Raw genomic sequence first — 22888 nt, 5'->3', positions numbered from 1 at the left:
CTATCAGCTATCAGCTTTTCTCTCAAGGCTGACCGCTGACCGCTGACCGCTAATCGCTAACCACTGACCGCTAATCGCTAACCACTTAAACCACCAACCCAGCCCGTAAGGCTCGTTGTTTTTTCTCATGCTGACCCGCTAAGGAATGAGCCTTTATGCCCGCTTCTCGACCCTCTGCTTTGCCAGAGAATCGTCTCCTCGCAGCCTTGCCACCAGCCGACCACCAAAGACTCCAGCCTCACTTAGAGCTGATGACGCTCCCGCTGAAACAAAGCATTTACGAAGCAGGCGATCCTATTACCGAGGTTTACTTTCCGCGCAGTGCTATTGTCTCGTTAGTGGCGAATCTGGAAGATGGCTCCACGATGGAAGCGGGTATGGTCGGGCAAGAAGGCATGGCGGGGATACCAGCGCTGCTCGGTGGTATGACCAAAGCCCATCGTGCCTTTGTCCAAGTTGCTGGTGAAGCGTGGCGATTAAAGACAACCGTGCTCCAGGAGGAGTTCGATCGCGGGGATGCCCTCCAAAAACTGCTGCTCCGCTACTTTCAGGCACTGTTTACTCAGGTCGCGCAAGTAGGTGTTTGCAATCGGTTTCATAATATTGAAGAACGTCTAGCCCGTTGGCTGCTGCTCGTGTCAGATTGTATGCAGTCAGAGACCTTTCCATTGACCCAAGAATTTATTGCCCAAATGATCGGCGTACGTCGAGCGGGGGTCACGGTTGCAGCGGGCATACTCAGTCAAGCTGGGTTGATTCGCTATTCGCGCGGTCAGATTACCATTACCGATCGTCCGAGTTTAGAAGCGTTCTCCTGCGAGTGCCATAAAGTTGTTCGAGACGAGTTCGCCTGGCTCTACGACTCTACTGTGCAATAGCACGATGTGATGAGGCGTCGTAGACGTCTTTATCGGTTTCGCCTGTATGAAACCGTTTGGCATGAAGGGATTCAAAAAACATCGGCTTCTGTTTAAAACCGTACAGAAGTCACAACCCGAAGTGGCTATACTTTAGATTATGAATTTTTAGTGAAGCCAATTATTGATTCTGGTAAGCAACTGATCCAGATCAATGGGTTTGAATACCACATCATCCGCTCCCGCTTTTACTGCCTGCTCAAAACAAACTTCCCGATCGGCTGTAATAAATACGATCGGCATCTCTCTTAACCTTTCAGCCTGGCGAAGATGCTGCGTCACTTCAAAACCATTCATGTCAGGCATCATTACGTCGAGCAGAACTAAATCGGGTGATATGGCTTGAGCTCTAGAGACTGCCGAACTGCCGCTGTCTGCCAGCTCGACTTGATAGCCCTCGGCTTCTAAAATAAATTGCAGCAAGATAAGGTTGTCGACGATATCGTCAATAACCAGAATGCAGTAATTCTGGGTAGGGCTCATTGTAGAAAAATCTTAAAGAAGGATTTAGTGAAATTTGTTATGTCTCACAATGGTCGACTTCTTTAATTTCAATAACGTCAACCTTTAGGTAGAGTTCTCAGTCTTAAGTTTGAGCTATCCGTAGCTTGTGTGCAGAATCGGTATCACTGTTACAGCCTGTTTATTGAACTGTACTGATGTAGGAGATTTCGTGTTGACGACAGAGGCAGGTCAACCTCAAGGCGATGTAGCACCCGTTGATTTTCCCACTCTCAACGGGCTACGTGTCCTGGTAGTGGATAACGATCTTGATACCAGAGAGTTATTTACCTTTGTGCTGGAGGAGAAGGGCGCAGTGGTCAGTGCAGTGGCATCGGCTTGTGAGGCACTTGAGGTAATGCAAGCAACACCTTTTGACCTCCTCATTAGCGACATCGGGCTGCCGGATATCGATGGTTTTAGATTCCTGCGTCAGGTGAGAGCCTTAGCTGTGGCATCAAACGCACAGATTCCAGCGATGGCGATTACAGGCTTTGCAGATGACAAAATGCGCTTACAAATTCTAGCGGCAGGGTTTCAACAGACACTTACAAAGCCGACCGATCTTGATCAATTTGTGGCGATCGTGGTTGAGCTAGCAGAACGACAACGCCAGTTTGTCTAAAACCGTGGATTCAATCCATTTGCAAATTTGCTAAAAGAGTTGTCTTAGAATTCATAGTTCACGGTAAAGTAAAAGCCGTGATCTTGAAGGTTGTTGCCCCGATCGCTCAGGTCAATGATGGGAATGCCATAATCCAACCGCAGATTTAAACCTGAAAACGGCTTCCACAGTACGCCTAACCCTGCTCCAATCAAAAACGTCTGTTTGGGCAACTGATTTGGATTACTGGCAACATTCCACACCGCGCCTAAATCCACAAATGGTGCAACCTGGAGTGTTGGATTGCCTGCCCGATCGCGGTTCAATGTAATGCGATTTTCCACCGAGGCACGGATGCCATTATCGCCTGTACGCGCATTCTGTCGGTAACCTCGTATCGACTGCCCACCACCGATCACAAACTGCTGAGAGGGCAGCAGGCTATCGGGTGTCAGCTGTAGATCTAACTGTGCAATTAGTAGCTGCCCTTCGCTCAAGCGTTGGACGCGCTGGATCTGCCCTAGCCAGCTCACAAATTGACCATCTGGATCTGATCCTCTATTGTCTGTGGCACCAAAAAGACCAGTGCCTACATTAAGCTGCGATCGCACTGACCAGGCTCCGCCAGTATCCCGTCGCACATAATCCTGACCCAGCTTGACCACACTGGTGCGACTAACGCCATCCTGGTCTGGCCCAATCCCAAAGGCATTGGGCACATCATTGAAGATAAACGTTTGTCCATCTTGAAACGCAAAGCCCAGTGAAAGCGCAAATTCTTCACGGGGCGATCGAAACAACGGCTGACGGTAGCTGATTTCATACTGCTCCGACGCACCTTTAATATTTAGCTCATCAAACGGCGATTGAGTGATGCGATTACGATTAATATCTGCTCTCAGCTCCAAACTGCCGTCCATCGGGTTGAGTGGCACGCGATAGGCAATGCTGCCAAGATTGGAGCCGCCCGTCGTAGACCGATAATACGACCCGGAGAGTTCATCCCCAATGCCAGTCAGGTTGCGGTAGCGCAGATTGATGCCTGCCCGTTCGGAACCCACACTAGGAGGAGACAGATTATCGAAACTGACCCCACCGCCAAAGGGCGGTGCCTCAGTCACTTGCACCGTGAGGATACTCTGCCCTTCCTGGCTGCCAGCCTGTAGCGTCGGCACAATGTTCTTAAATAACGGATCGACCAGAAGCAGACGTAACTGGTCTTCTAGCTTGCGGGCATTTAAAGGGGTAGTGACGCCAAGAGCGACTCGACTGAGGACGTAGGACGGTTTTAAGCGCTGGGTGCCTTCAATATTAATTTTTTCAATCTTGCCTTCAATCACTCGCATTTGCACGACCCCATTGGCGATCGTCTGACGTTCAAGCACGGCTCTAGACGTGATGTAACCCCGATCGAGGTACAACTGTGTTAACCGATCAGCGGCATCGGTCAACTCCTGAAGCGTGACAGACCGTCCCTTTAGCGGTTTCGTGATGGCATCAATGTCTTGAGTGCTTAAAACAGTACTCCCAATCACGTCGACCTGGCTTACAGGAATCAGTGGTTGCGGTTCGGTTGGCGTTGTCGGGGGTTCAACCGCTGGGACTGATGGCAGGGGTATGACCGGACGTTCATCAGGCAATGGTTGTGGGCTGGGTCGTGATTGGAGGAAGCGATCGCGATCCGGTTGCGTTGGTACATTCTGCGCCTGCAAAGACTGAGCGATCGGGCGATCGTTTGGCTGAGAGGGCACTGGCTCTGAGGCGGTTGGTAGCTCTCCCGGTGCGGCAGTTGGGCTCGGTGGCGGTTGTGTTATGGAACGGGCTCGATCGGCTGTTGGAGACGCTCCTTGAGGCGGGGCTGAAACTGCGCTTGGCGTTTCCGTTGCTGCCAGCAGAGATGGAATGGGCTGTGCATTCGCCATATCCACGGCTGCGTAAAGCAGCGCTTGACGTTCCGGCGCTGGAACGCTAACGGTATAGAGCATCCCGTCCTGCTGCCACACGACGGATGAGAAGGGCTGTTGATGTTGCGCTCCATCCCACAGATAGCCTTGAAGCCCACCGCCTAGCGTCAAGGGTGCCGCCGCCGCCTGATGTTGCTGCAACGCTGCTTGAGCTGTGGCAGACGTGCTGCTTTCGACTGAGAAACTCGCTAACAGGCAATCGGAGGCTCCTGTATCACAGCGAAACAAACTAACGGTGAGGCTGTTTGGGGACGCAAATTGAAATACTCTTACCCAAGGGGTGGTAGCGGGCTGCTGTGCCTTGCTAACTGGTACACGAGTGGGTAAGCGCATGACCCAACTGGCAGGTAACTTCTGTCTGATTTCATCCAGGTGTGGGGTGAAAATCTCGCTTGCAGCCGATCGTTGGTTCGCTGCCGCCTGAAGGTTTAGCGTTGCATTAATCCCTGTTTCAGGGTCTTTGGGGGGATCAGATCGGCTTGGCTGCGCGATCGCTCCTGCCCATACTGATGTCGTTGTCCCCAAAGATACTAAAACGCTCCAAACGAAGTACCTTATACGCATATTTTTCCCTCAGACCCTGATCTTAGAAGCATGAGTAAGATGATCGCCAATTAGCGCATTATTTGGAGTTGCTTGCTACCATCTCAGTTGAGGCTTGCGCATCTGGTTGACGGCGTAAAGCCTGCGAACAGGAACCGACAAAAACGAGCCATCAACGCCTGGATAGTGTGAGTCTCAAAACTTGAATGGCTACTTTAATCAAGTTCTTGACTGCATGTTTTGTTGCCATTACTGGTGATGACATCACTCACGCAAGTATCATAACCGCGAAAAAAAATTCTCAAACAAAATATTTCTCAAGACAAGCGCAGTTGAGCCTTGCATGTCTTGCTTTAGCTTGCATCTTGACGGGTAACGAGCAGTGCGTAAAAGTTTGCTTTAATATGGAAAGGCGGTTTTCAGGTTTCCTCATCAATCCTGTCAATCGATCGATCAACATAAATCGTCGATCGAATGGTTGCTCAAAGGCATTTGAAGCGGTTTAAAGTGATTCCCGAGCAAAAATTTATCGCTTGGTAGGGGGCAGGTTTTGTCAGCGTCTTTGCCTCCAGCCCATTACTTTGGTGTTAAACCTGCCCCTAAGGGTATTTTGTTTGCTAGAAATCTCGTAAAAAGTTGGAGTTGCGGCTTAGAACTGACTGTTCGCTTACATTAAAGGCTATGTTTCAGCGTTTACTCATCTGCACGGATTTTTCTGATGGCTTGCAGCGCCTCGTCAATTTTGTCTCTAGCTTTGCAGCAGGAGGGATTGAACGACTGGTTTTTCTGCATAGCATTCCGTTCGAAGATTGCGAGGGGGTGCCACGAGTTGATGCAAAGAAAATTGAGCACGCACGCGATCGCCTGAATGTTGCCCTCAATCACGATGTTACAGGCATTGATGTAAAGGTGATTGTTGAACCTGGTCGCCCCGTTGATTTGATTTTGAAAGCGGCTGAAGAGCATGCTGTAGACTTGATCGTGGTTGGAACGCCGACCCGTAGCCTTTTAGCAGAAAAGCTTTTTGGCAGTACAACCATAGAGCTTTCGCAGCGTCTCACAGTCCCGTTGATGATTTTGCGCCCGCAGTTGATCGCCACCTATACATCAGAAGAGTTGGCTTTGCGCTGTCGTCATCTTTTCCGCTACTTGTTGGTGCCTTATCACGGCAGTGACGCCTCAAAATACCTGATCCAGAGGCTGAAAGAAAGCCTGCAACAGCCGACGATCGGGCTGCAGCAGCTACATTTGTGCTGGGTTGTAGAAGGCATGCGACGGCGAGATGTACCCGTTGATTACCAACTAGAAGCAGCGCAGCGTGAACTAGAAGCGATCGCCACTGAGTTGACTGCTTTAAAGATAGCTGTCGATCCGGTTGAAGTGCGTGAGGGTGATCCGATCGTGGAAGTGTTGGCGGCAGCACAAACGGCTGATGTGAGCGCCATAGCCACCACGTCAAGCAGCCTCAACAAGCTGTTGCGCTGGTCTGTACCACAATTTACCGACGAGTTACTGCGACGTAGTTGGCATCCCATTATCTATTTCCCAGCGGGTGTTAAGTCATCGGACTGATCAAATGTTTTTGTAAGGCAACGATCGCCGCCTGAGTGCGATCGCGAACGTCCAGTTTTTGCAGAATGGCATGAACATGCACCCGGACTGTGCCAGACGTAATGTAGAGAAGTTCAGCAATCTCTTGATTAGATTTGCCAGCGGCAACTAACGTCAAAATCTCTTGTTCCCGTGGAGTCAAGGGGTTTCCTGTCGTTGTAAGCATCGTTTCTGTCGTGGGTGTTTCGGGTGCAGAAACCGCACCTTGAAATGCAGCCTGAATTGCGGCAGTGGCTGTTGGATCCCACCAGGAAGCCCCGGCAGCAACCGATCGCAGCGCCAAAATCAGCGCCTCAGCAGCAATCCCTTTCAAGCAATAACCTTGTGCACCAGCCGTAATCAAACGCGAAATTAAATGTTTCTCAGTGCGTGAGGTGAGGACTAAAACAGGCAAGTTTGGCTGCTGCTGTTTAATCTGACGACAGGCTTCAATCCCACCAATGCCCGGTAAACCAACATCCAGCAGCACCAAGTCCAATGGCTGATGCTTTGTATAGTCAACAGCCGTCTCACCATCTTCTGCTTCGGCAACGACCTCTAAATCAGCTTCTTGCTGCAAACGCATTCGTAGTCCTAAGCGGAAAAGCTCATCATCTTCAGCAATTAAAATTTTTACAGGCGATGATTTCATAGAAAAGGTTGAATGTTGAGGCGCGAGTGGTGAGTAAGAGCAGGAGAGTACCTTGCTTGCAGCTCAAACTTCCAACTTGTATGACCATCTTATTAAATTTGTTGATGTTTTCTGTGTCCGCCTTCCGCCTTCCGTCTTAAATTTTACGCCGACTCCCGCCTCCCGACTAACGACTCCTGCTTGAGAAACCCTATCACTCCACCGCACCGGGCATGGTGGCTGTCGGTAAGCGAAAGCCAAAAAGAGCACCTTGCGGCGATCGGTTTTCTGCCCACAGCGTCCCGTGATGCGCTTCAATGATTTGGCGCGTTAAGTATAGCCCTAGCCCGGAACCTTTTGCCTGTCGATCGCCGTGTCCCTGATAGAACCGCTCAAACAGCAACGGTAGCTCATCGGGCGTGATGCCCTGCCCTTCGTCCAGCACTTTGACAACCTGATAGCTGGGCTGCGATTCCAGCACAATTTCAACCCTGCCACCACGGGGCGAGTGGTTGATGCTGTTGGTGAGCAGGTTGGCAAAAACCCGCTGTAGCTGTAGTGCATCGCCTTCTACCCATAAAGTCCGGCGAAAGTCAGAGTCCCCATAATTCAGGCTCAAGTGAATTCGCCGGATCGACGCCATTTCACGCAGCGTTGCAAGTACAGCTTCTGCCAGACTCGCCAGATCAACGGGCTGAAGGCTGAGCGTCAACCCTTCGGAATCGTTGCGATAGATATCCAGCATCGTCTCAACCATTTGCAGCGTGGTTCGATGGCTGCGTACCATCGTGTCTAAAACGGCTGTCTGCGCGGTTGTCGTCGAGCCAAATTCACCGCGTTGGAAGGCTTTGATGGTTTCGATCGCTCCCAGTAGTGGGGTTTTTAGATCATGTGTCAGTGTGGAAACAAAGTCTTCTCGCATGCCAGCCAGTTGTTCCTGTGATTGCAGTTGTGCCTTTTGGCGGGCGATCGCGTCTTCACTGCGTCGAATGCGACTACTTAAAACACCGGTAACCACAAGCGCCATGACTGCAATGATGCGACTGGCAATGGTGGAGGCAATCACTGCTTTATTGGTCGGAAGCCATAAATTTGCCATCGTCAGAGCCGCCGCCATTAGTGTTACCTGAAAGGTTCTCCATTGGTTCAGCCGTGCATTGGTTAACAAGATGGGCGCAATGTAGAGATACCCAAACACATAATCTGGTGGCGTGCTGTATTCCAGCAGTAAAACAACGGCGAATGACCCAACAATCAGCCAGCGAATGCGTGAAGCTGTTTCTTGACCAAAAAACGTTGTTTGGATGCTTTTCAACTTGGGTCTGAGCCTATCGATGACACCTGTTCTAAGGCGAATTAATCCCCTCGGCGCTAACTGTAAAAATGAAACCTATACAGATGTTTAGGTGCAATCTATATCAGCAAATATAGATGAGTCAGTCAGGCACATTGTTTACTATAGTAAGCAATCGAGCTGCCAACAGCATTGGCCTCTTTTCAATGTACGACTCTTCTATGGCTGTAACGGGAAACACTACGCTTCGCCCAGTGCGCCGGGGGAAACACAAAATTTTCATTGGTATGTCTCCTGGTGTTGGTAAAACCTACCGCATGCTGGAAGAAGCCCATTGTTTGCGGCAAGAAGGCATTGACGTGGTCATTGGGCTTTTAGAAACCCACAACCGGGTTGAAACGGCGCAGAAAGCGATCGGGTTGGAGCCGGTGCCGCGTCAACACCTTACCTGTGCTGGGATCACGCTGACCGAAATGGACACCGCTGCAATCATTGCGCGTCAACCGCAGCTTGTACTGGTCGATGAACTGGCACACACCAACGTGCCGGGTGCCCACCGCGAGAAGCGCTATCAGGATGTTGAGCTGATTCTGGCGGTAGGTATTGACGTGTATTCTACGGTCAATATTCAGCATATCGAAAGCCTTAACGATACGGTTGCCCGCATCACAGGCGTCGTCGTCCGCGAACGCATTCCCGATCGGGTGCTAGACGAAGCCGATGAAGTGGTGGTCATCGATGTCACGCCCGAGACCCTGGAAGAACGCCTCAAGGATGGCAAAATTTACGCACCGGAGAAGATTGACCAGTCGCTACAAAATTTCTTTAAGCGGCGTCACCTCATTGCGTTACGCGAACTGGCACTGCGTGAGGTCGCTGACAACATTGAGGGCGATGCGTTTCAGGCAGATAATGCGCCCACAACGCACGTGCCTCACTGCAATATTCTCGAACGAGTGCTGGTATGTATCTCGACTTATCCCAATGCCGTACAGCTTATTCGGCGAGGGGCACGACTGGCTAGCTACATGCATGGCCCACTGTACTGTCTGTTTGTAGACAATCCCGATCGCTTCCTGACAAAAGAAGAGAGCCTGCATATTGAAATGTGCGAAAGCCTTTGCAAAGAGTTTGGCGGTCAGTTTATCCGAGTGCAAGATCAGGATGTAGCGAAGGCGATCGCCACTGCAGCTCAAAACTACCACATCAGCCAGATTTTCATTGGTGAAAGTCAGCGATCGCGCTGGAAATCTCTTTTGCGCACCTCGCTCACGCAAAAATTACTACGATCGCTGAAAAACATTGACATCCACATCATCGCCACTGAGAAGCCATCGACTTGAGTTTTTAGTTGTGAGTCGTTGATTGTTAGACGATGATTAACTAACAACCCCTCACTGATGATGCAATGCTTGCAATTGGCTTAATCAGCGGTACATCGGTCGATGGCATCGATGCTGCCCTGGTGCATATTTTTGGCTCCACCACTGATCTGACAATCGAACTACTGGCGGGGGCAACCTACCCCTACCCACCCGCCTTGCGTGAGCAAATTCTAGCGGTTTGTGGCGGCGCGCCACTTTCAATGGCAGACCTGGCAGACCTGGATGACGCGATCGCTGTCCAATTTGCTCAAGCCGCGATCGCCATTCAGCAAGGGCATCCCACGGCTGACCTCATTGGTTCGCACGGGCAAACGGTGTATCATCGACCGCCGAAAGAGGAGAGGAGAGAGGAGAGAGGAGAGAGGGGAGAGCAAGAGCAGCAGGGGGAGCAGAGAGAGACTGCCTTTATTTCTGACCCCTTACCCCACATCCCACACCCCACCCCACACCCACTTGGCTACAGCCTGCAACTGGGACGTGGAGCGGCGATCGCTCAAGCGACAGGCATCACCACGATTAGCAACTTTCGCGCAGCTGATATAGCGGCTGGTGGGCAGGGCGCGCCCCTCGTTCCTGCTGTTGATGTCGCACTTCTCAGTCACCCTACATACAGTCGCTGTGTGCAGAACATTGGCGGCATTGGGAATGTGGCGTATTTGCCAGCTAGCGGTCAGCGGTCAGCGGTCAGCAGTCAGCAATCAGCAGTCAGCGGTCAGCAGCAACTCAAAACTCAAAACTCAAAACTTTCCTCCTCACTCCTCACTCCTCTCCCCTCTCCCCTCTCCCCCTTCCCCCTCGGCTGGGATACTGGCCCTGGCAATGTCCTGCTCGATTTGGCAGTACAGGCGTTTTCCAATGGCACAAAGACTTACGATCGCGATGGAGCCTGGGCAGCGAGTGGTACGCCCTGTACTGAATTGGTTGATCAATGGCTACAGCAGCCGTTTTTCCGGCAACCACCGCCTAAATCAACGGGGCGAGAATTGTTTGGGGCGGCCTACTTAGAGCAATGCCTGGCAGATGCCAGCGATCGCTCGCTCAGTCCTGCTGATGTGCTGGCAACGTTGACAGAATTGACGGTCGCGTCGATCGCCCAGACCTATCGCGATTTTTTGCCTCAACCGCCCGATCAAGTCCTGCTATGCGGTGGAGGCAGTAAGAACCTATATTTGAAAGAGCGCTTGCAGCAACGGCTAGACAGCATACCTGTTTTAACAACCGATGCGGTGGGTCTTAATGCCGATTTTAAGGAAGCGATCGCTTTTGCCGTGCTCGCTTACTGGCGACAACAGGGCATTCCTGGTAATCTTCCTGCTGTGACTGGCGCTGCCGGCGCTGTGCTGTTAGGAGAAATTAACCAGGTCAGCGGCTTGGGTGCGTGATAGCATGAATTACCACAAATACCAGCATCACAAGAAGCAATCAAAGCAAGGGATGGCAGTGTGGCTCACACCTTTTTAATGGAGGCGGGACGCTGGTCACTCCAGGGTAACTGGCTTGAACGTAACGGGATGCCTGTTACTGTAATTGGCAAAACCCTGGTCGGCTGGAGCCGAGATGACTGGTTTACGATGGTCACAAAGCTGGCGTTTCCGGGAACTGATCGCGAAGAAATTTCCTTTCAGTATCGGGGACGGCTTGATGCTGGAGAGCGACAATATACCTTTGTGCTGCAGCATAGTCTACTCGGTCGCGTGGAGGGCGAAGGCTGGGTTGCCCAAGAGTCGATCGTGCAACGGTATTGGGTACTGGGCGATCGACAGCGCCGTAGTGGGTTTGAAACGCTCTACCGTATGGATGACAATAAGTACTATCTGTCCAGTGGCATTATGGCGGGTCATTACCTCACCAGCACGATGGAGGCGACACTAGAGCGGCACTCTGATTAGGCTTTATTTAAGTTTGCTGAAAGATCACGGTGACACGATTGGTTAGATGTGATGGCTTAACAAGGCCTTTGACTGGAGCCATTACATCTACTTTTCTTTCAAAGGGAGCGTTATTCAAAGGGAGCGTCATTCAAAGGGAGCGATCGCAGGCAAGAAACCCAGACACCTGACGCAACTGAGATCGCTAAAATAGATTTTACGGGATTACTAGACTTGATGGGATGACTAAGGACTTGTTAAAAAATAAGTGCATACTTTTGGATCAGCCATCAGCTATCAGCTTTTCTCTAACGGCTGACCGCTGACCGCTGACGGCTGACCGCTACAGTCCATAACATTATTTCTTTAAAGTCCCTAATCGCAGAGTCCCTCTACTAACAGCCAAGACTCTTGCATCAACTTATGGCTGTGTTGTTGAACTTGCACTGTGTTGTACCTGAGCACTCAGGAGCAGCAATTGCCCCCTTGGCGTGAACTATGACGACCGATTCTAACCTTGGACGCTTACTTGCTAACCGTTATCGACTTGCTGAACTAATTGGCAAAGGCGCAATGGGGCGAGTCTACCGGGCAGAAGATACGTTGCTGGGGGGCGTGATTGCCGTTAAGTTTCTAGCGCAAGCGCTGCTCAACCCTAAAATGCGCGATCGCTTTAAGAGTGAAGCACGCACCTGTGCCCAATTGGGGCGTAAAAGCATTCACATCGTCAATGTCATCGATTATGGCGTCACGGACTACAAGGAAGAAGAGGTTCCTTTTTACGTCATGGAGTATTTGCAGGGGCAAAGCCTGAGCGAAGTCATTAATAATCAGCCGCTCCCGTTGCCTCGCTTCCTGACCCTTGCTCGGCAGATTTCGCTCGGTTTACAGTGTGCTCACCAGGGCATCGTGATCGACGATACGGTGTATTCCATCATTCACCGTGACATCAAGCCCAGCAACATCTTGGTCAGCCGCGATGCGAGCCTGGGGGAACTGGTAAAAATTCTCGATTTCGGCATTTCTAAACTGCTGCAAGCCAATAGTGATCAGACCAGCTCTTACATGGGTACCCTGGCCTACTCCTCGCCAGAGCAGATGGAAGGTCGAGAACTCGATTCACGCTCTGACATCTACAGTCTCGGCGTCATGATGTACGAGATGCTGACGGGTAAAATGCCGCTTCATGTCGAAACGCACGCGTTCGGTGCCTGGTACAAAGCCCATCATTCTCAACCGCCGCGATCGTTTGAAGCCGTTAGTCCCCATCTGAAGCTACCGAAAGCGCTAGAAAACTTAGTCATGAGCTGCCTGGCAAAGTCACCTAGAGATCGCCCACAGTCAGTTGCTCATGTCCTTGAGGCCTTAGAACCGTTACACAAGCGGTACCTCGAAAAGGATCGCGTTGTTGGAGACATCAGCAGAATTCTGCAACGCAAACCCGTAAAAAGTTCACTACCACCGCAGCTCGATCTCCTCCTCCCAGTGGATGGAGCGTGGCAGGTTGCCACCTGGCCCCAGGATAAACCGACGGCGCAAATCGTCTTTGCTCAAACTTTGGCGATGGGTCGACAAAATCTACCAGCCGTGTGGGTTATGCTACCCCAGCAAGAAATTCAAAATCTGCAGGTGTACAGACTCTACAATGTCATTTACAAAAATTTCCTCTACGCCATGTCGCCACACCCAACGCTGCTGTGGATTACAGGCATTTACAACCGTAAGCGCAGTCAGAAAGGCAATGGCAAGCAAGAGCAAGGGCCACGCTGGCTGCCCTGCTACCTGGATCTCAAAACTCTACAGGGTCAAGAGCTGATTCGACTGTTGATTGAAAAAGGGGAGTATCAACTCTTGTTGTTTGGGCTGGAGCAACCCGATGCCTGCGTGCACGCGATGACCATCACGATTAACGAATCCCAACGGCTGCAGCTTCAAGAATGGGCTATTACCAGTCAATCTTGGCGATCGATCGGGCAAGCTACCCTCAGCAAAAATCTACTGAAGTCAGAGTTTGATAAGCTGAAACCACGCATTACCACCGAAATGGAAAAAGACCCCGGTGGCTCTTCTTTTGGGCATTAGTCATCCTCAGTACAAACAATATGACTGACTCTATCCGGAATCGCCCTCTTGAGTCGTGATTTTTGATGGATGTAGGGAACGATAAACACAAATTGGGACGTTTTTTGAGCCAATGAGTCAGTTATTTGGTCTATTGCTGCTGCTGGCAGGTATGTATTTTTTGGGTCAGAACATTATGTTTTCGACCTACTATTCCCCCTACTTCTGGCGCAACCTGCCAGCGTTAGGTTCTGTTTTAGCCATCATGGGTGGCGTGACCTCACTGCTGTTTTTTCGCCGTCAAACGGGTAGCTTGGGCTGGGGTTTATTGATTTTTGGTATTGTGCTCGTTTTTCTCAGCGGCGGCGTGATGCTGAAGCCGACCAGCCTTTGGAACTTTATGATTGCCTTTGCCGCACTCATCTCGGGCTTCAAACTTTTAACTGAAGGCAGGCTCCGCTTTTAGGGTTCGGGAGTCAGGCGTGCGGTAGTGCTAGAGAGCGGCAGCGGCGGATGGGCAGTGTCCTTTTCTAAAGAGGACTACCCGCAAAGGCTTGAATCGTAAGCTACCGCGTGCGTGGATTCCAGGTGCCATGAAAACCGGGTGGCACAACGTGGGGAAGGGCTAGTTTACAGACAGGCTCATCATCCAGCCGATCGCCATCAAAAATCCAGGCTTCACTACAGTCAGTAGTGCCGTCATACACAACGGTCAGAACCCAGCCCTGACCCGCATTGTCAGCGTCCGGTGCATAAATGGGTTCGCTGGGATAGCGATTGGTGCCCAAATCGGCTTCGGTAAGGGTGGCGGTCTGGTAGTCGAAGCGGGCGATCGTGCCAAACAGTTCATGCTGCAGCACGGTATCTTGACGATGCAGCGACAGGTACGTATAGCGCGATCGCTGACCGACCATGCTGGGCTCTACGGTGGGAAACTCACAGCTGCGATCGACGACTTGATTGCACTCCAGCACGACACCCGCATTGGGTTCTAGCCGCAGTTGCCACAGGGTTCCTTTAGCCAGCGTGTTGGTGTGCCCGGTTGAGACTTCTTGCAAAAATTGGTTGGTCTGGAAGTCCTCATAGCGCACCAGATCGAAGGCGATCGAGCCGTCGGGAAGCTCGCCACCATTACCAAAGTGCCATTGATACCAGGGATCGGCTTCGGTGCGACTGACCACTTCAAGCGTGGTGCGATCGACGACAATGATCTCAGTCCCTTTCTCTGGTTGCCAGGTTAGCGCCTCACTGTAGCTCTTGAGCATGGCTAAAAGAGGCAATGCATTCAGACGCACGGGCGACATGCAAAACACCAGATACCTGCCTGCCAGCACACAATCATGGATGAGAGGCAACCCCTGAAGCGGGATTTTGCCATGCTGCTGCACCGTCCCACTGGCATCGCTACGATACAGATTCAGCGTGCCATTTTGCCCAAAGCTCACCCCAAAGTTGAAAATTTCACCCGTCTGCGGGTCACGTTTCGGGTGTGCCGAATAGGCGGCTCCGTCTAAACCACCGAGGTCATCAAGTCCCAGCGTGTCGAGCGTCTCCAGCGTCAGAGCATGGGGGAGTCCACCTTCCCACAGCGCCAGCAGCTTATCAGGCAGCGCGATGACGGATGTATTCGCAACATTTTTTGGCCCTTTGTTAAACCGCTCCCACCAGTCACCAGGAGGCATCATCCCGTAACCGCCAAACAAAAATTTGCCTGCTTGCTTCTCGGCTCGATAGCCCGCTGTTTGAATGTAGCGATAAACGCCTGTTGCTCTACCGTCGGTGAAATGAAGCCCCAAGATGCCACCATCGCCATCAAACCAGTGCCCTACGCGTTGTCCACCGCGTTCTAACGTGGCAGGCCCGTTGCGATAGAGAGAACCACGCAAGCCCGGAGGCACTGCCCCCGCTAAAACGGTGAGTGGCACAGGGCCAAATTCTGTTGCAGATTGAAGGACTGCTTTTGACCAGGCTGCGGTTGCTTGTACTGCTATTACCATCGCTAAACTCCGTTTTCCTCATGATGATTGGTCTGGCATGTAATTGACACGTTCTGTCGGCTGTTTCGTGTTGATCGTTGAGCCGATCGCCCCAACAATCCTTTTGTATCGGGTCACATTGCTTCTGTACCGAGTCACAATCCTTTTGTGTGGCAAGGGGCGATGCTTCTGTATGGCCTCACATTGCTTCTGCATCGTTTGTTGACTCTGCCAGAAACTGAATCAGAGGTGATTGCACTCAGGCGGCAGGCGTTGTTTGCGTTCGTTGAGCATTCGCTGTGAGACGTCCATCTTCCATCTGCATAATGCGATCGGCGATGTCGAGAATGCGGTTGTCATGCGTCACCAGCAAAATCGTACAGCCCTGTTCTTTGGCAAGACGCTGCATCAGTTCCACGACATTGCGCCCCGCTTGTTTGTCTAACGCAGCAGTGGGTTCATCTGCTAACACGAGTTTGGGCTGACTGACTAGGGCACGGGCGATCGCTACACGCTGTTTTTGCCCGCCCGACAGATTTTCTGGGTAGTCGCTCGATCGTTCCTCCAGCCCCACTGCTGCCAGCATTGCTTCAGCTCTTGCGTGGGTTTCGGCGGCGGACAAAGCATGCAGCTCTAGAGACATCTGCACGTTTTGTTTAGCGGTGAGAAACTTCAGCAAGTTGTGCGCCTGAAAGATATAGCCAATGTTTTGCCGTAGCGTTACCATCTGTTGCTTACTAGCGCCACAGAGTTCCTGTCCAAGCACCTTTAAGCTGCCACTTTGGGCAGACCGCAGGCTACCAATCAATGACAGCAAGGTGGTTTTACCTGACCCAGATGGTCCCGTCATGATGACAATTTCGCCGGCCTGAATGTCTAACTGAATGTCAAACAAAACCTGTTTCTGGAGCCGTCCCTGACCGTAATAGTGATCTAAGGCCTGGATCGAAACAATCGGTTGAGCGGTGTTGAGAGATTGCATAGAACCTCCTAAAAAATATCAGCCGGATCCGCCGATCGCAGTTTCCGCGTAGCGATCGCGCCCGAAAGCAAACACATGCCGATCGTCAGCATGAAGACGGTGGCGACCCGGGTGAGGGTCATAAAAAGCGGTAGATTGGTAGCGCCTCTGGTCAAGGCATAGAGCCCTGTGGAAATTCCAAGCCCTGGGATAAAGCCCAGAATGGCAAGAATGAGCGCTTCCTGAAACACCACGCTTAAGAGATAGCGATCGCCATAGCCCATTGCTTTTAGCGTGGCGTATTCTGGCAAGTGCTCTGCTACATCACTCGACAGAATTTGATACACAATGACCGCGCCGACAATAAAGCCAATGACCGTGCCTAAGCTGAAGATGAAGCCGATCGGCGTGTTGTTTTGCCAGTACGTTTTTTCTAGTTCGGCAAACTCAGCTAGCGTCATCACCTTCACATCATTCGGCAAATTGGCCTGAAGGACTTGCTGCATCTGCACCGGATCAACGCCTGGTTCTAATGTAATGAGGCCAGCACTGACTTCTGACTGTTGACGCTCGGGAAAGAGCCGCAAAAAATTCTGATCGCTGGTAATCACATTGCCATCGGCTGCAAACGACGCACCAACCATAAATAAACCGGCAAGCTTGATCTTGCGACTCCGCATTTCGGTGGGCACGACCTGACCGGCTTGTAAAGCGGCGATCGTAGCCTCGTATTTACCCCGTGACCCCTCATCAAACAGAACCGTATCGGGCATTTTGAGTTTGTCCAGGTTGCGATCGACCCCTGGCAAATTAAAAGCAGACTTTTCTGGATTGAAGCCCAAAAACAAAATGCCTTCATTATGCCGAGTATCGGGATTCTTCCATTCCCGCGAATCGGCATACAGCGCGTCTGCTGACTGTACCCCACCAAAACTCTTGGCCTGATACAAGCGTCGTCGTGGAAAATCCGTCATACTCACGATGTTTCGGGCCAATGGGCTGACCAACACCAGATCAGCGCGCAAACTACGATGCACTTGCGTATTGCTGTCGTAGAGCGCCGTCCGAAAGCCTAGCTGCATAAACATCAGTATGTCAGCGAAGGCAATGCCAGCCATAGCCACGATCAGACGGTTGCGATCGCGGCTCACCTGCAGCCACGCGAGGGGAATTTTCCTCATGTCGCCTCCTTCGCAATCTGAACCGTGACTTCTAGATTGGTCAGACCCGCAACCTTACGACTTCCAGGTTTGTCTAACCGAATTTTGACTTCCACAATCCGGGCGTCGGCATCCGCGGTTGGGTTTGTATCCAAAACACCTTTCTTTTGAATTTGCAGCCCAATTTCCTTGACAGTGCCATGCACGTCTCCGTTGAACGCGCTGCTGGTAATCGTTGCTGGCTGACCCATGCGAACGTCTTTCACGTCACTTTCGTACACTTCAGCAACCACATACATTTGGTCGGTCTGACCCAGATCCACAATGCCCTGATCGCCGACAATTTCGCCTGCCCAGGTGTGGACTTTGAGCACTTGGCCATCACGCGGCGATCGCACCAACGCCAGAGCCAAATCCGCCTGTGCCTGTTTCACCACTGTTTGGGCGCTAGCAACCTCTGCCTCTGCCGCCGTAACATCGACAGGGCGGATTTCAGCCACACTGCTCAACGTATTTTTCGCCTGCTGAAGTTGGGCGCGAGTCGTGTCTGCGACCAGTTGCTTACTATCGCGCGACGAGGCCGAAATGGCTCCCTGCTCATAGAGCGTTTGATAGCGCTGTGCTTCAAGTTGGGCGTTATTCAACTCGGCGTTCAAACGAGCGATCGTCGCAGACTGTGCGCCGATCTCTCCTGTTTTGGCTCCCGCTTTGACTTGCGCCAATTTGGTGAATGCAATCTGTACATCCTGCTTTGCTTTCTCCAGGGCCGCTTGAAGGCGATCGCGCGAGTCTAAAACCGCAATCACTTGACCTGCCCGCACCCGATCGCCCCGCTGCACTAACAATTGCTCAACCCGACTGCCTTTACTAGAAGCTGCCAGTTGGATCACTTCGCCCTGTGGCTCCAAGCGGCCTAACGCAGTTACTCTTGTCGCTTTTGTGCTCACTGGCACAGCGGAGATCGCTTTCTGAGAAGCGAGGGAGAAGTATGAGGCACCATACAGTAGGCACCCCGTCGCGATCATGCCTCCAAGAGCCGCTACGACCAGAACTCGTCGCTGCGTCAGTTTAGAAAGTGGCTTGCTGACTGCAGTTGTTTTAGATGTCACTGTTTGCATAGGACAATACCTCTAGATTCCACTCACCGCTAAGGCACTATCAGCTTCATAAGCAATTAGTTGCTTATGCAACTTGTTGCGTTCGATGCTAGTTTATATTCAATGAGTTGCATATGTCAATCAGTGCATACTCAGGTTGATTCGATCGAGGATGAAAGACGATGGCACTTGCCCATGCAATTCTGGCGCTTCTAGTTGACTGTCCCAAAAGTGGATATGACTTGACCAAGAGCTTTGAGGAATCGGTCGGCTGTTTTTGGAAGGCGACTCATCAACAGATTTATCGCGAGTTGGCCAAGCTCGAAGCGCAAGGTTGGTTGCAGTCGGCGGTTGTGCTTCAAGACGGTCGCCCCGATAAAAAGCTCTACACAGTCACTGACATGGGCCAGCACCAGCTCACTCACTGGATTGCTGAACCCTGCGACACCACACCGATTAAAGAAGCACTGCTGGTTAAGATCTTTGTCGGGTCGCTGGTGCCCCTTCAGGTTGTCCGGCAGCAGTTGACCCATCATCGCCAGCTTCATGTCGATCAACTGGCTCACTATCGCCAATTAGAGGCAACGTTTTTTCAAACGCCTGAGTCGCTGTCTTTAAAGGACAAACTTCAGTATCTGGTGCTTCGTAAAGGCGTCCGGTATGAAACTGACTGGATTGACTGGTGTGATGAAGCTCTAGCGTGCTTGCGAGAAGAGGGGGAGGGGCTAGAGGATGGGGTAAAGACGCGATCGGACGATTAATAACGATTTAACGATATCCTGTCTGCTAATATATTTAGGTTGTTCAGGTTGATAGCATCGTTGAGTCAGTCCATAGACCTGCCCAAGGTAGACGATTTTCTACAAGAACTGGCGACCATTCAGCAAACAGGCTCCAAGCGCATTGCGTTGCTCGGCTCTCGTCACGTTCCGATTACCCATCAAAACTTGATCGAAATGATGAGCTATGCCCTGGTGCTAGAGGGCAATCGCCTCATCACGTCAGGGGCAACTGGTACCAATCAAGCGGCTATTCGGGGTGCAATGCGTGCAGATCCGACGCTGTTGACCGTGATCCTGCCCCAAAGTATGGAACGCCAACCGCGTGAGTCTCGCGAGCAGTTAGAGCAGGTGATGCATCTGGTCGAAAATCCTAGCAACGATACTTTGTCTTTGGCAGAAGCCAGCGCACTCTGCAACACCGAAATTATTTCGCGCTGTCAACAGCTGATTTGCTTTGCCTTTCATGACAGCCAAACATTGCTAACGACCTGCCATGAAGCCGAAGATCAGCGCAAGATTGTCACGCTGTTCTACTTTGACTAGGCGATCGGCTCAGCGCTTCACTGCCTGTAGAATCCCGGCTTTTTAAAGACGTTGAAGGTTTTGCCCTTAAAAGCTTTCCAGCAAACGAACGATGTCTCATGTAGTGACGCAAGACCTTACGTGAGACAGAAGTACAAACTTTCATCGCCTTAGAAGTGGTCTTTCATGCCTCGTAAACGGGCGAAGGTTTGGATCTCGTTGTCGGCTCTGACGATCGAACGCAACCCCAAGTCATCCCAACGCAAAAATGGATTTGTCCGTTTTTCGACTCCCAAATTTGATGGGATGGTTGCTTCATTGCGACTGCGGGACAGCTTGACTGCAGCTAAGCGCTCTTGCAACGCGATATTCGAACGATCGACCGTCAAAGCAAACTCCAGGTTCTTCAGCGTATATTCGTGAGCGCACCAAACGCGAGTATTGTCTGGCAACGAGCGCAGTTTGCCGAGCGAATGCACCATCTGCGTGGGCGTACCTTCAAACAGCCTGCCACAACTGCCCGCGAAGAGGGTGTCGCCACAGAACAACTCGCCTGTTTCGCCGTTAGTGACTGGCGCAAAATAGTAGGCAATGTGAGCACGAGTATGACCAGGAACAAACAGCACATCGGCAATACGATCGCCAAACGAGACGCGATCGCCTTCCTGCAAAAATACGGTCTGTCCAGGGATTCTGCCTCGATCTTCCGCACCACCATAGACAACGGCATCAGGAAACTGCTGCAACAGTTTGGTATTTGCCCCGACATGATCCGCATGGTGATGGGTGTTGAAGATTGCCACCAGCGTTGCACCCAGTGCCTCTAACTGCCGCAAAACAGGCTGTGCCTCAGCCGGATCAACCACCGCTGCGATGTTCTGCTCTCGATCGTGCAGCAAAAAAATGTAATTGTCAGAGAGAGCTGGTAGCCGATAAACCTGCATCATGCGCCCTTCCAGAACATTGTGGGTACCTGTTTACCCTAGCAGAGTAGGTGAGGGGTGAGGGGTGAGGGAAAGTTTTGAGTTTTGAGTTTTGAGTAGCGCTTTGCGCCAACAAGCTAGAGAGTTTTGAGTAGCGCTTTGCGCCAACAAGCTAGAGAGTTTTGAGTTGATTTTGACCACTGCCTCCTCCTCGTCCCCTGCCTCCTGCCTTCCGCTTTCTGTCTCCCAACCAACCTTTCATCGATTCTTCACAGTGCCGCTCGACGCCAGCACACAGTCATCATCAAATCATTGTTAGAAGATAAGAAGTGGGGGGAAAAATAAATCTATAGCAAGCACAAAATTAACGCGAACGGGGCAGGGCAGCATGCGGAGCATTCAAAGTAAACCGAATTTGGCTATTCATCAACTGGTCGATCACATCCTTGCAGTTGGTGCAATGTCTCGACAAGAGCATCTCAAGCTCACCTCTGTCTTGCTTGCCGAACAAAAATTAACTGATAGCGATCGCAACAAAATTAATCGTGTGTTTGACTACATTCAAACTGGTCGCCTGAAACTTATTGATTAGGCAATTTTTTGAACGCTGTGTTTCATTGTTAGTCGTTGTGTTTCACCTCTGTGTTGGTCAGGGACGTTGGCAGCAACGCCCCTTTTTTATGGCAATAGTCATCAAGGTTAGGACAGGAGGCAAAGGTTCGTGGTTGACTGTACGTTCTTTCTGCGCTTGCCCCCAATGGTCTAAACGCTGTGGTGACGGCTATCGCTCTAGCCTTTTAAAACGTTGCGGGCTTCTTGGGCAACCTGTTCTGTACTATCTTGAGCCAGAATTTCCAGGGTTGCGTGGGCGGTTGTGCCCTTCAGATGAGCCAGTGCTTGAACGACCCGATAACGGATTTGCCAATCGGGATTGGTCGCAAAAGGAACCAGTAGCTGAACGGCGCGATCGTCACCCAATTCTCCTAAAGACCCGATCGCCGCTGTTTGCATCAGTTCATTGTCAGATTGCAACGCTGCTTCTAGTAGTGCAAAACCTCGTTCGTCGCCCAGTTCACCCAGAGTCGCCACAATGCTGAACTGGACTAACCACTCAGAGGTTTTGTGGTAAAGCTTTTGCAGATCCTCAAAAACATCCGTTAACTTAAGTGCCCCCACCGAATCGGCTGCTGCTGCTTGTACATCTGGGTCATTGTCATGCAAGCTAGCGCGCAGGAGTGTTGTCACGTGAGGAAGATTTTGCTTACCCAAGGTCGCTAACTGACTTACAGCCGCATAGCGCACCCGCGGATTGGTATCTTGCATGGCAATCTGAATCAGCTCAAAGCCGTTTGCGGGTGCCAACTGTCTGATGTGGTTGACTGCCCGCAGGCGATCGCCAAAATCCGACGACTTTAACAAGACGCCAACCGATTCAGGTGTAATGCTCATAGGTAATTAATCTCGTTTTCTAAAGTGATTTATAGGTGAGGTGAGAGGAAGCAGGGGAAGAAGGAGTTTTTAATTTTTAGAAGAAAGCTGACTGCTGACCGCTCAACTCACTCAAAACTCAAAACTCGCCCTCTCCCCTTATTCCTCCCTCCTCACCTGTCTTGCTCCGCTGCCATCGCTCGAATGATATCGCCACGGGTAAGGATGCCGACCACTTGCCCGTCAGCGTTGAGTACTGGCAGACGGTGGATTTTGTGCTCATGCAGGATTTGAGCGGCTTCCCGCAGGGGTTTATCGGGAGTGACGGTAATGGGTTTTTGACTCATGGCTTCCTTTACGGTTTGCCCAAGCGCCTTATGCAATTCGCGTTCGTAGTGACCAGGGTTTTCCAGGTAGATGACGCTGTCAAGCAGCATGATATAGGGCGGTGGTGTGACTCCTGTTTCGCGCCACATCAGGTCAGTTTCAGAAATGACCCCAACGAGTTTGCCCGCCTCATCAACCACGGGAAGACCACTGATTTTCCGCTCGGCGATCGTCCGAATAACCTCTGTAAGTGGCGTCTCAGGCGTTACCGTAACCGGGTCACGGGTCATAATATCGGCAACAGTCTTGAGCATACTGGTTTGGAACCCTTGTAGCGTTTCTGCCTTCATTGTA

Annotated in this window: 24 protein-coding genes; 12 read left to right on the top strand and 12 right to left on the bottom strand. The window is 51.3% G+C overall.

All coding sequences use genetic code 11. The features are described 5' to 3' along the window. Window positions 1-3: 3 nt before the first annotated feature. Window positions 4-129: a hypothetical protein gene (locus tag C7B82_RS34115; RefSeq protein ID WP_281258907.1), complete on the bottom strand. Its 126-nt coding sequence runs from the start codon at window positions 127-129 to the stop codon at window positions 4-6. 26 nt (window positions 130-155) lie between these two features. Here C7B82_RS34115 and C7B82_RS02520 point away from each other — a divergent pair, with 26 nt between their 5' ends. Beyond that, window positions 156-878 (top strand): Crp/Fnr family transcriptional regulator, encoded by a 723-nt coding sequence (locus tag C7B82_RS02520; RefSeq protein WP_106254732.1) that lies wholly within the window; start codon window positions 156-158, stop codon window positions 876-878. Window positions 879-1025: 147 nt separating this feature from the next. Here the strand turns inward: C7B82_RS02520 and C7B82_RS02515 are convergent, their stop codons facing one another. Then, on the bottom strand, window positions 1026-1400 hold the full coding sequence (locus tag C7B82_RS02515) for a response regulator (RefSeq protein WP_106254731.1): 375 nt from the start codon (window positions 1398-1400) through the stop codon (window positions 1026-1028). 190 nt (window positions 1401-1590) lie between these two features. On the opposite strand from C7B82_RS02515, the gene C7B82_RS02510 reads away from it, so the two are divergent. After that, window positions 1591-2043 (top strand): response regulator, encoded by a 453-nt coding sequence (locus C7B82_RS02510; protein ID WP_181357315.1) that lies wholly within the window; start codon window positions 1591-1593, stop codon window positions 2041-2043. 44 nt (window positions 2044-2087) lie between these two features. Here C7B82_RS02510 and C7B82_RS02505 read toward each other — a convergent pair whose 3' ends face one another. Further along, window positions 2088-4511 carry a ShlB/FhaC/HecB family hemolysin secretion/activation protein gene (locus tag C7B82_RS02505; RefSeq protein ID WP_219903925.1) on the bottom strand — a complete coding sequence of 808 codons (2424 nt, stop codon included), beginning with the start codon at window positions 4509-4511 and terminating at the stop codon, window positions 2088-2090. Window positions 4512-4735: 224 nt separating this feature from the next. Here C7B82_RS02505 and C7B82_RS32940 point away from each other — a divergent pair, with 224 nt between their 5' ends. Together C7B82_RS32940 and C7B82_RS02495 are read left to right on the top strand one after the other, a co-directional pair. Further along, window positions 4736-5035 carry a hypothetical protein gene (locus tag C7B82_RS32940; RefSeq protein ID WP_106254729.1) on the top strand — a complete coding sequence of 100 codons (300 nt, stop codon included), beginning with the start codon at window positions 4736-4738 and terminating at the stop codon, window positions 5033-5035. A gap of 175 nt (window positions 5036-5210) precedes the next feature. Continuing rightward, a complete protein-coding gene (locus C7B82_RS02495) occupies window positions 5211-6101 on the top strand; it encodes a universal stress protein (RefSeq protein WP_106254728.1) in 891 nt (296 codons plus the stop codon). Here the strand turns inward: C7B82_RS02495 and C7B82_RS02490 are convergent. Next, window positions 6085-6771, bottom strand: coding sequence for a response regulator (locus C7B82_RS02490; protein WP_106254727.1), 687 nt, complete (start codon window positions 6769-6771; stop codon window positions 6085-6087). The genes C7B82_RS02495 and C7B82_RS02490 overlap by 17 nt on opposite strands. Window positions 6772-6964: 193 nt before the next feature. Beyond that, a complete protein-coding gene (locus tag C7B82_RS02485) occupies window positions 6965-8065 on the bottom strand; it encodes a sensor histidine kinase (RefSeq protein WP_106254726.1) in 1101 nt (366 codons plus the stop codon). A gap of 185 nt (window positions 8066-8250) precedes the next feature. Here C7B82_RS02485 and C7B82_RS02480 point away from each other — a divergent pair, with 185 nt between their 5' ends. The 5 genes from C7B82_RS02480 to C7B82_RS02460 all read left to right on the top strand — a co-directional run bounded on the left by C7B82_RS02480 (window position 8251) and on the right by C7B82_RS02460 (window position 13824). Continuing rightward, complete coding sequence (locus C7B82_RS02480; RefSeq protein WP_106254845.1) at window positions 8251-9387, top strand: sensor protein KdpD; 1137 nt, start codon at window positions 8251-8253, stop codon at window positions 9385-9387. A gap of 65 nt (window positions 9388-9452) precedes the next feature. Next, a complete protein-coding gene (locus C7B82_RS02475) occupies window positions 9453-10811 on the top strand; it encodes an anhydro-N-acetylmuramic acid kinase (protein ID WP_106254725.1) in 1359 nt (452 codons plus the stop codon). Between the two features lie 60 nt (window positions 10812-10871). Beyond that, complete coding sequence (locus tag C7B82_RS02470) at window positions 10872-11318, top strand: hypothetical protein (RefSeq protein ID WP_106254724.1); 447 nt, start codon at window positions 10872-10874, stop codon at window positions 11316-11318. 477 nt (window positions 11319-11795) lie between these two features. Further along, entirely contained in the window at window positions 11796-13379 is a 1584-nt protein-coding gene (locus C7B82_RS02465; RefSeq protein ID WP_106254723.1) for a serine/threonine protein kinase, read from the top strand. A gap of 112 nt (window positions 13380-13491) precedes the next feature. Beyond that, window positions 13492-13824 carry a hypothetical protein gene (locus C7B82_RS02460; protein WP_106254722.1) on the top strand — a complete coding sequence of 111 codons (333 nt, stop codon included), beginning with the start codon at window positions 13492-13494 and terminating at the stop codon, window positions 13822-13824. A 100-nt stretch (window positions 13825-13924) separates the two neighbouring features. On the opposite strand, the gene C7B82_RS02455 is transcribed toward C7B82_RS02460, so the two are convergent. From C7B82_RS02455 to C7B82_RS02440, 4 genes are all read right to left on the bottom strand, one after another. After that, a complete protein-coding gene (locus C7B82_RS02455; protein WP_106254721.1) occupies window positions 13925-15355 on the bottom strand; it encodes a carotenoid oxygenase family protein in 1431 nt (476 codons plus the stop codon). Between the two features lie 238 nt (window positions 15356-15593). Next, window positions 15594-16316, bottom strand: coding sequence for a DevA family ABC transporter ATP-binding protein (locus C7B82_RS02450; RefSeq protein WP_106254720.1), 723 nt, complete (start codon window positions 16314-16316; stop codon window positions 15594-15596). A gap of 8 nt (window positions 16317-16324) precedes the next feature. Further along, window positions 16325-17476, bottom strand: a complete 1152-nt coding sequence (devC, locus tag C7B82_RS02445; protein WP_106254719.1) for an ABC transporter permease DevC — start codon at window positions 17474-17476, stop codon at window positions 16325-16327. Then, the gene (locus C7B82_RS02440; protein WP_106254718.1) at window positions 17473-18573 is read right to left on the bottom strand and encodes an ABC exporter membrane fusion protein; all 1101 of its coding nucleotides are present in this window, start codon (window positions 18571-18573) and stop codon (window positions 17473-17475) included. Before C7B82_RS02440 ends, devC begins: the two co-directional genes overlap by 4 nt. Before the next feature lie 161 nt (window positions 18574-18734). Between C7B82_RS02440 and C7B82_RS02435 the strand changes: the two genes are divergently transcribed. Both C7B82_RS02435 and C7B82_RS02430 read left to right on the top strand, forming a co-directional pair. Further along, complete coding sequence (locus C7B82_RS02435) at window positions 18735-19313, top strand: PadR family transcriptional regulator (protein ID WP_106254717.1); 579 nt, start codon at window positions 18735-18737, stop codon at window positions 19311-19313. A 60-nt stretch (window positions 19314-19373) separates the two neighbouring features. Continuing rightward, on the top strand, window positions 19374-19877 hold the full coding sequence (locus tag C7B82_RS02430) for a DNA recombination-mediator protein A (RefSeq protein ID WP_106254716.1): 504 nt from the start codon (window positions 19374-19376) through the stop codon (window positions 19875-19877). Window positions 19878-20026: 149 nt separating this feature from the next. Here the strand turns inward: C7B82_RS02430 and gloB are convergent, their stop codons facing one another. Continuing rightward, window positions 20027-20800 carry a hydroxyacylglutathione hydrolase gene (gene gloB / locus C7B82_RS02425; RefSeq protein WP_106254715.1) on the bottom strand — a complete coding sequence of 258 codons (774 nt, stop codon included), beginning with the start codon at window positions 20798-20800 and terminating at the stop codon, window positions 20027-20029. Between the two features lie 367 nt (window positions 20801-21167). Between gloB and C7B82_RS02420 the strand changes: the two genes are divergently transcribed. Beyond that, window positions 21168-21371 carry a hypothetical protein gene (locus tag C7B82_RS02420; RefSeq protein ID WP_106254714.1) on the top strand — a complete coding sequence of 68 codons (204 nt, stop codon included), beginning with the start codon at window positions 21168-21170 and terminating at the stop codon, window positions 21369-21371. 197 nt (window positions 21372-21568) lie between these two features. Here the strand turns inward: C7B82_RS02420 and nblB are convergent, their stop codons facing one another. Together nblB and C7B82_RS02410 are read right to left on the bottom strand one after the other, a co-directional pair. Then, the gene (gene nblB, locus C7B82_RS02415; RefSeq protein WP_106254713.1) at window positions 21569-22228 is read right to left on the bottom strand and encodes a phycobilisome degradation protein NblB; all 660 of its coding nucleotides are present in this window, start codon (window positions 22226-22228) and stop codon (window positions 21569-21571) included. A gap of 152 nt (window positions 22229-22380) precedes the next feature. Beyond that, entirely contained in the window at window positions 22381-22884 is a 504-nt protein-coding gene (locus C7B82_RS02410) for a CBS domain-containing protein (RefSeq protein WP_245939695.1), read from the bottom strand. Window positions 22885-22888 lie beyond the last annotated feature (4 nt).

This window comes from Stenomitos frigidus ULC18 (genome assembly GCF_003003795.1).
Lineage (GTDB): Bacteria > Cyanobacteriota > Cyanobacteriia > Leptolyngbyales > Leptolyngbyaceae > Stenomitos > Stenomitos frigidus_A.
The sequence above is the reverse complement of the archived record's forward strand: the minus strand, read 5'-3'. Positions and strand labels throughout refer to the sequence as shown.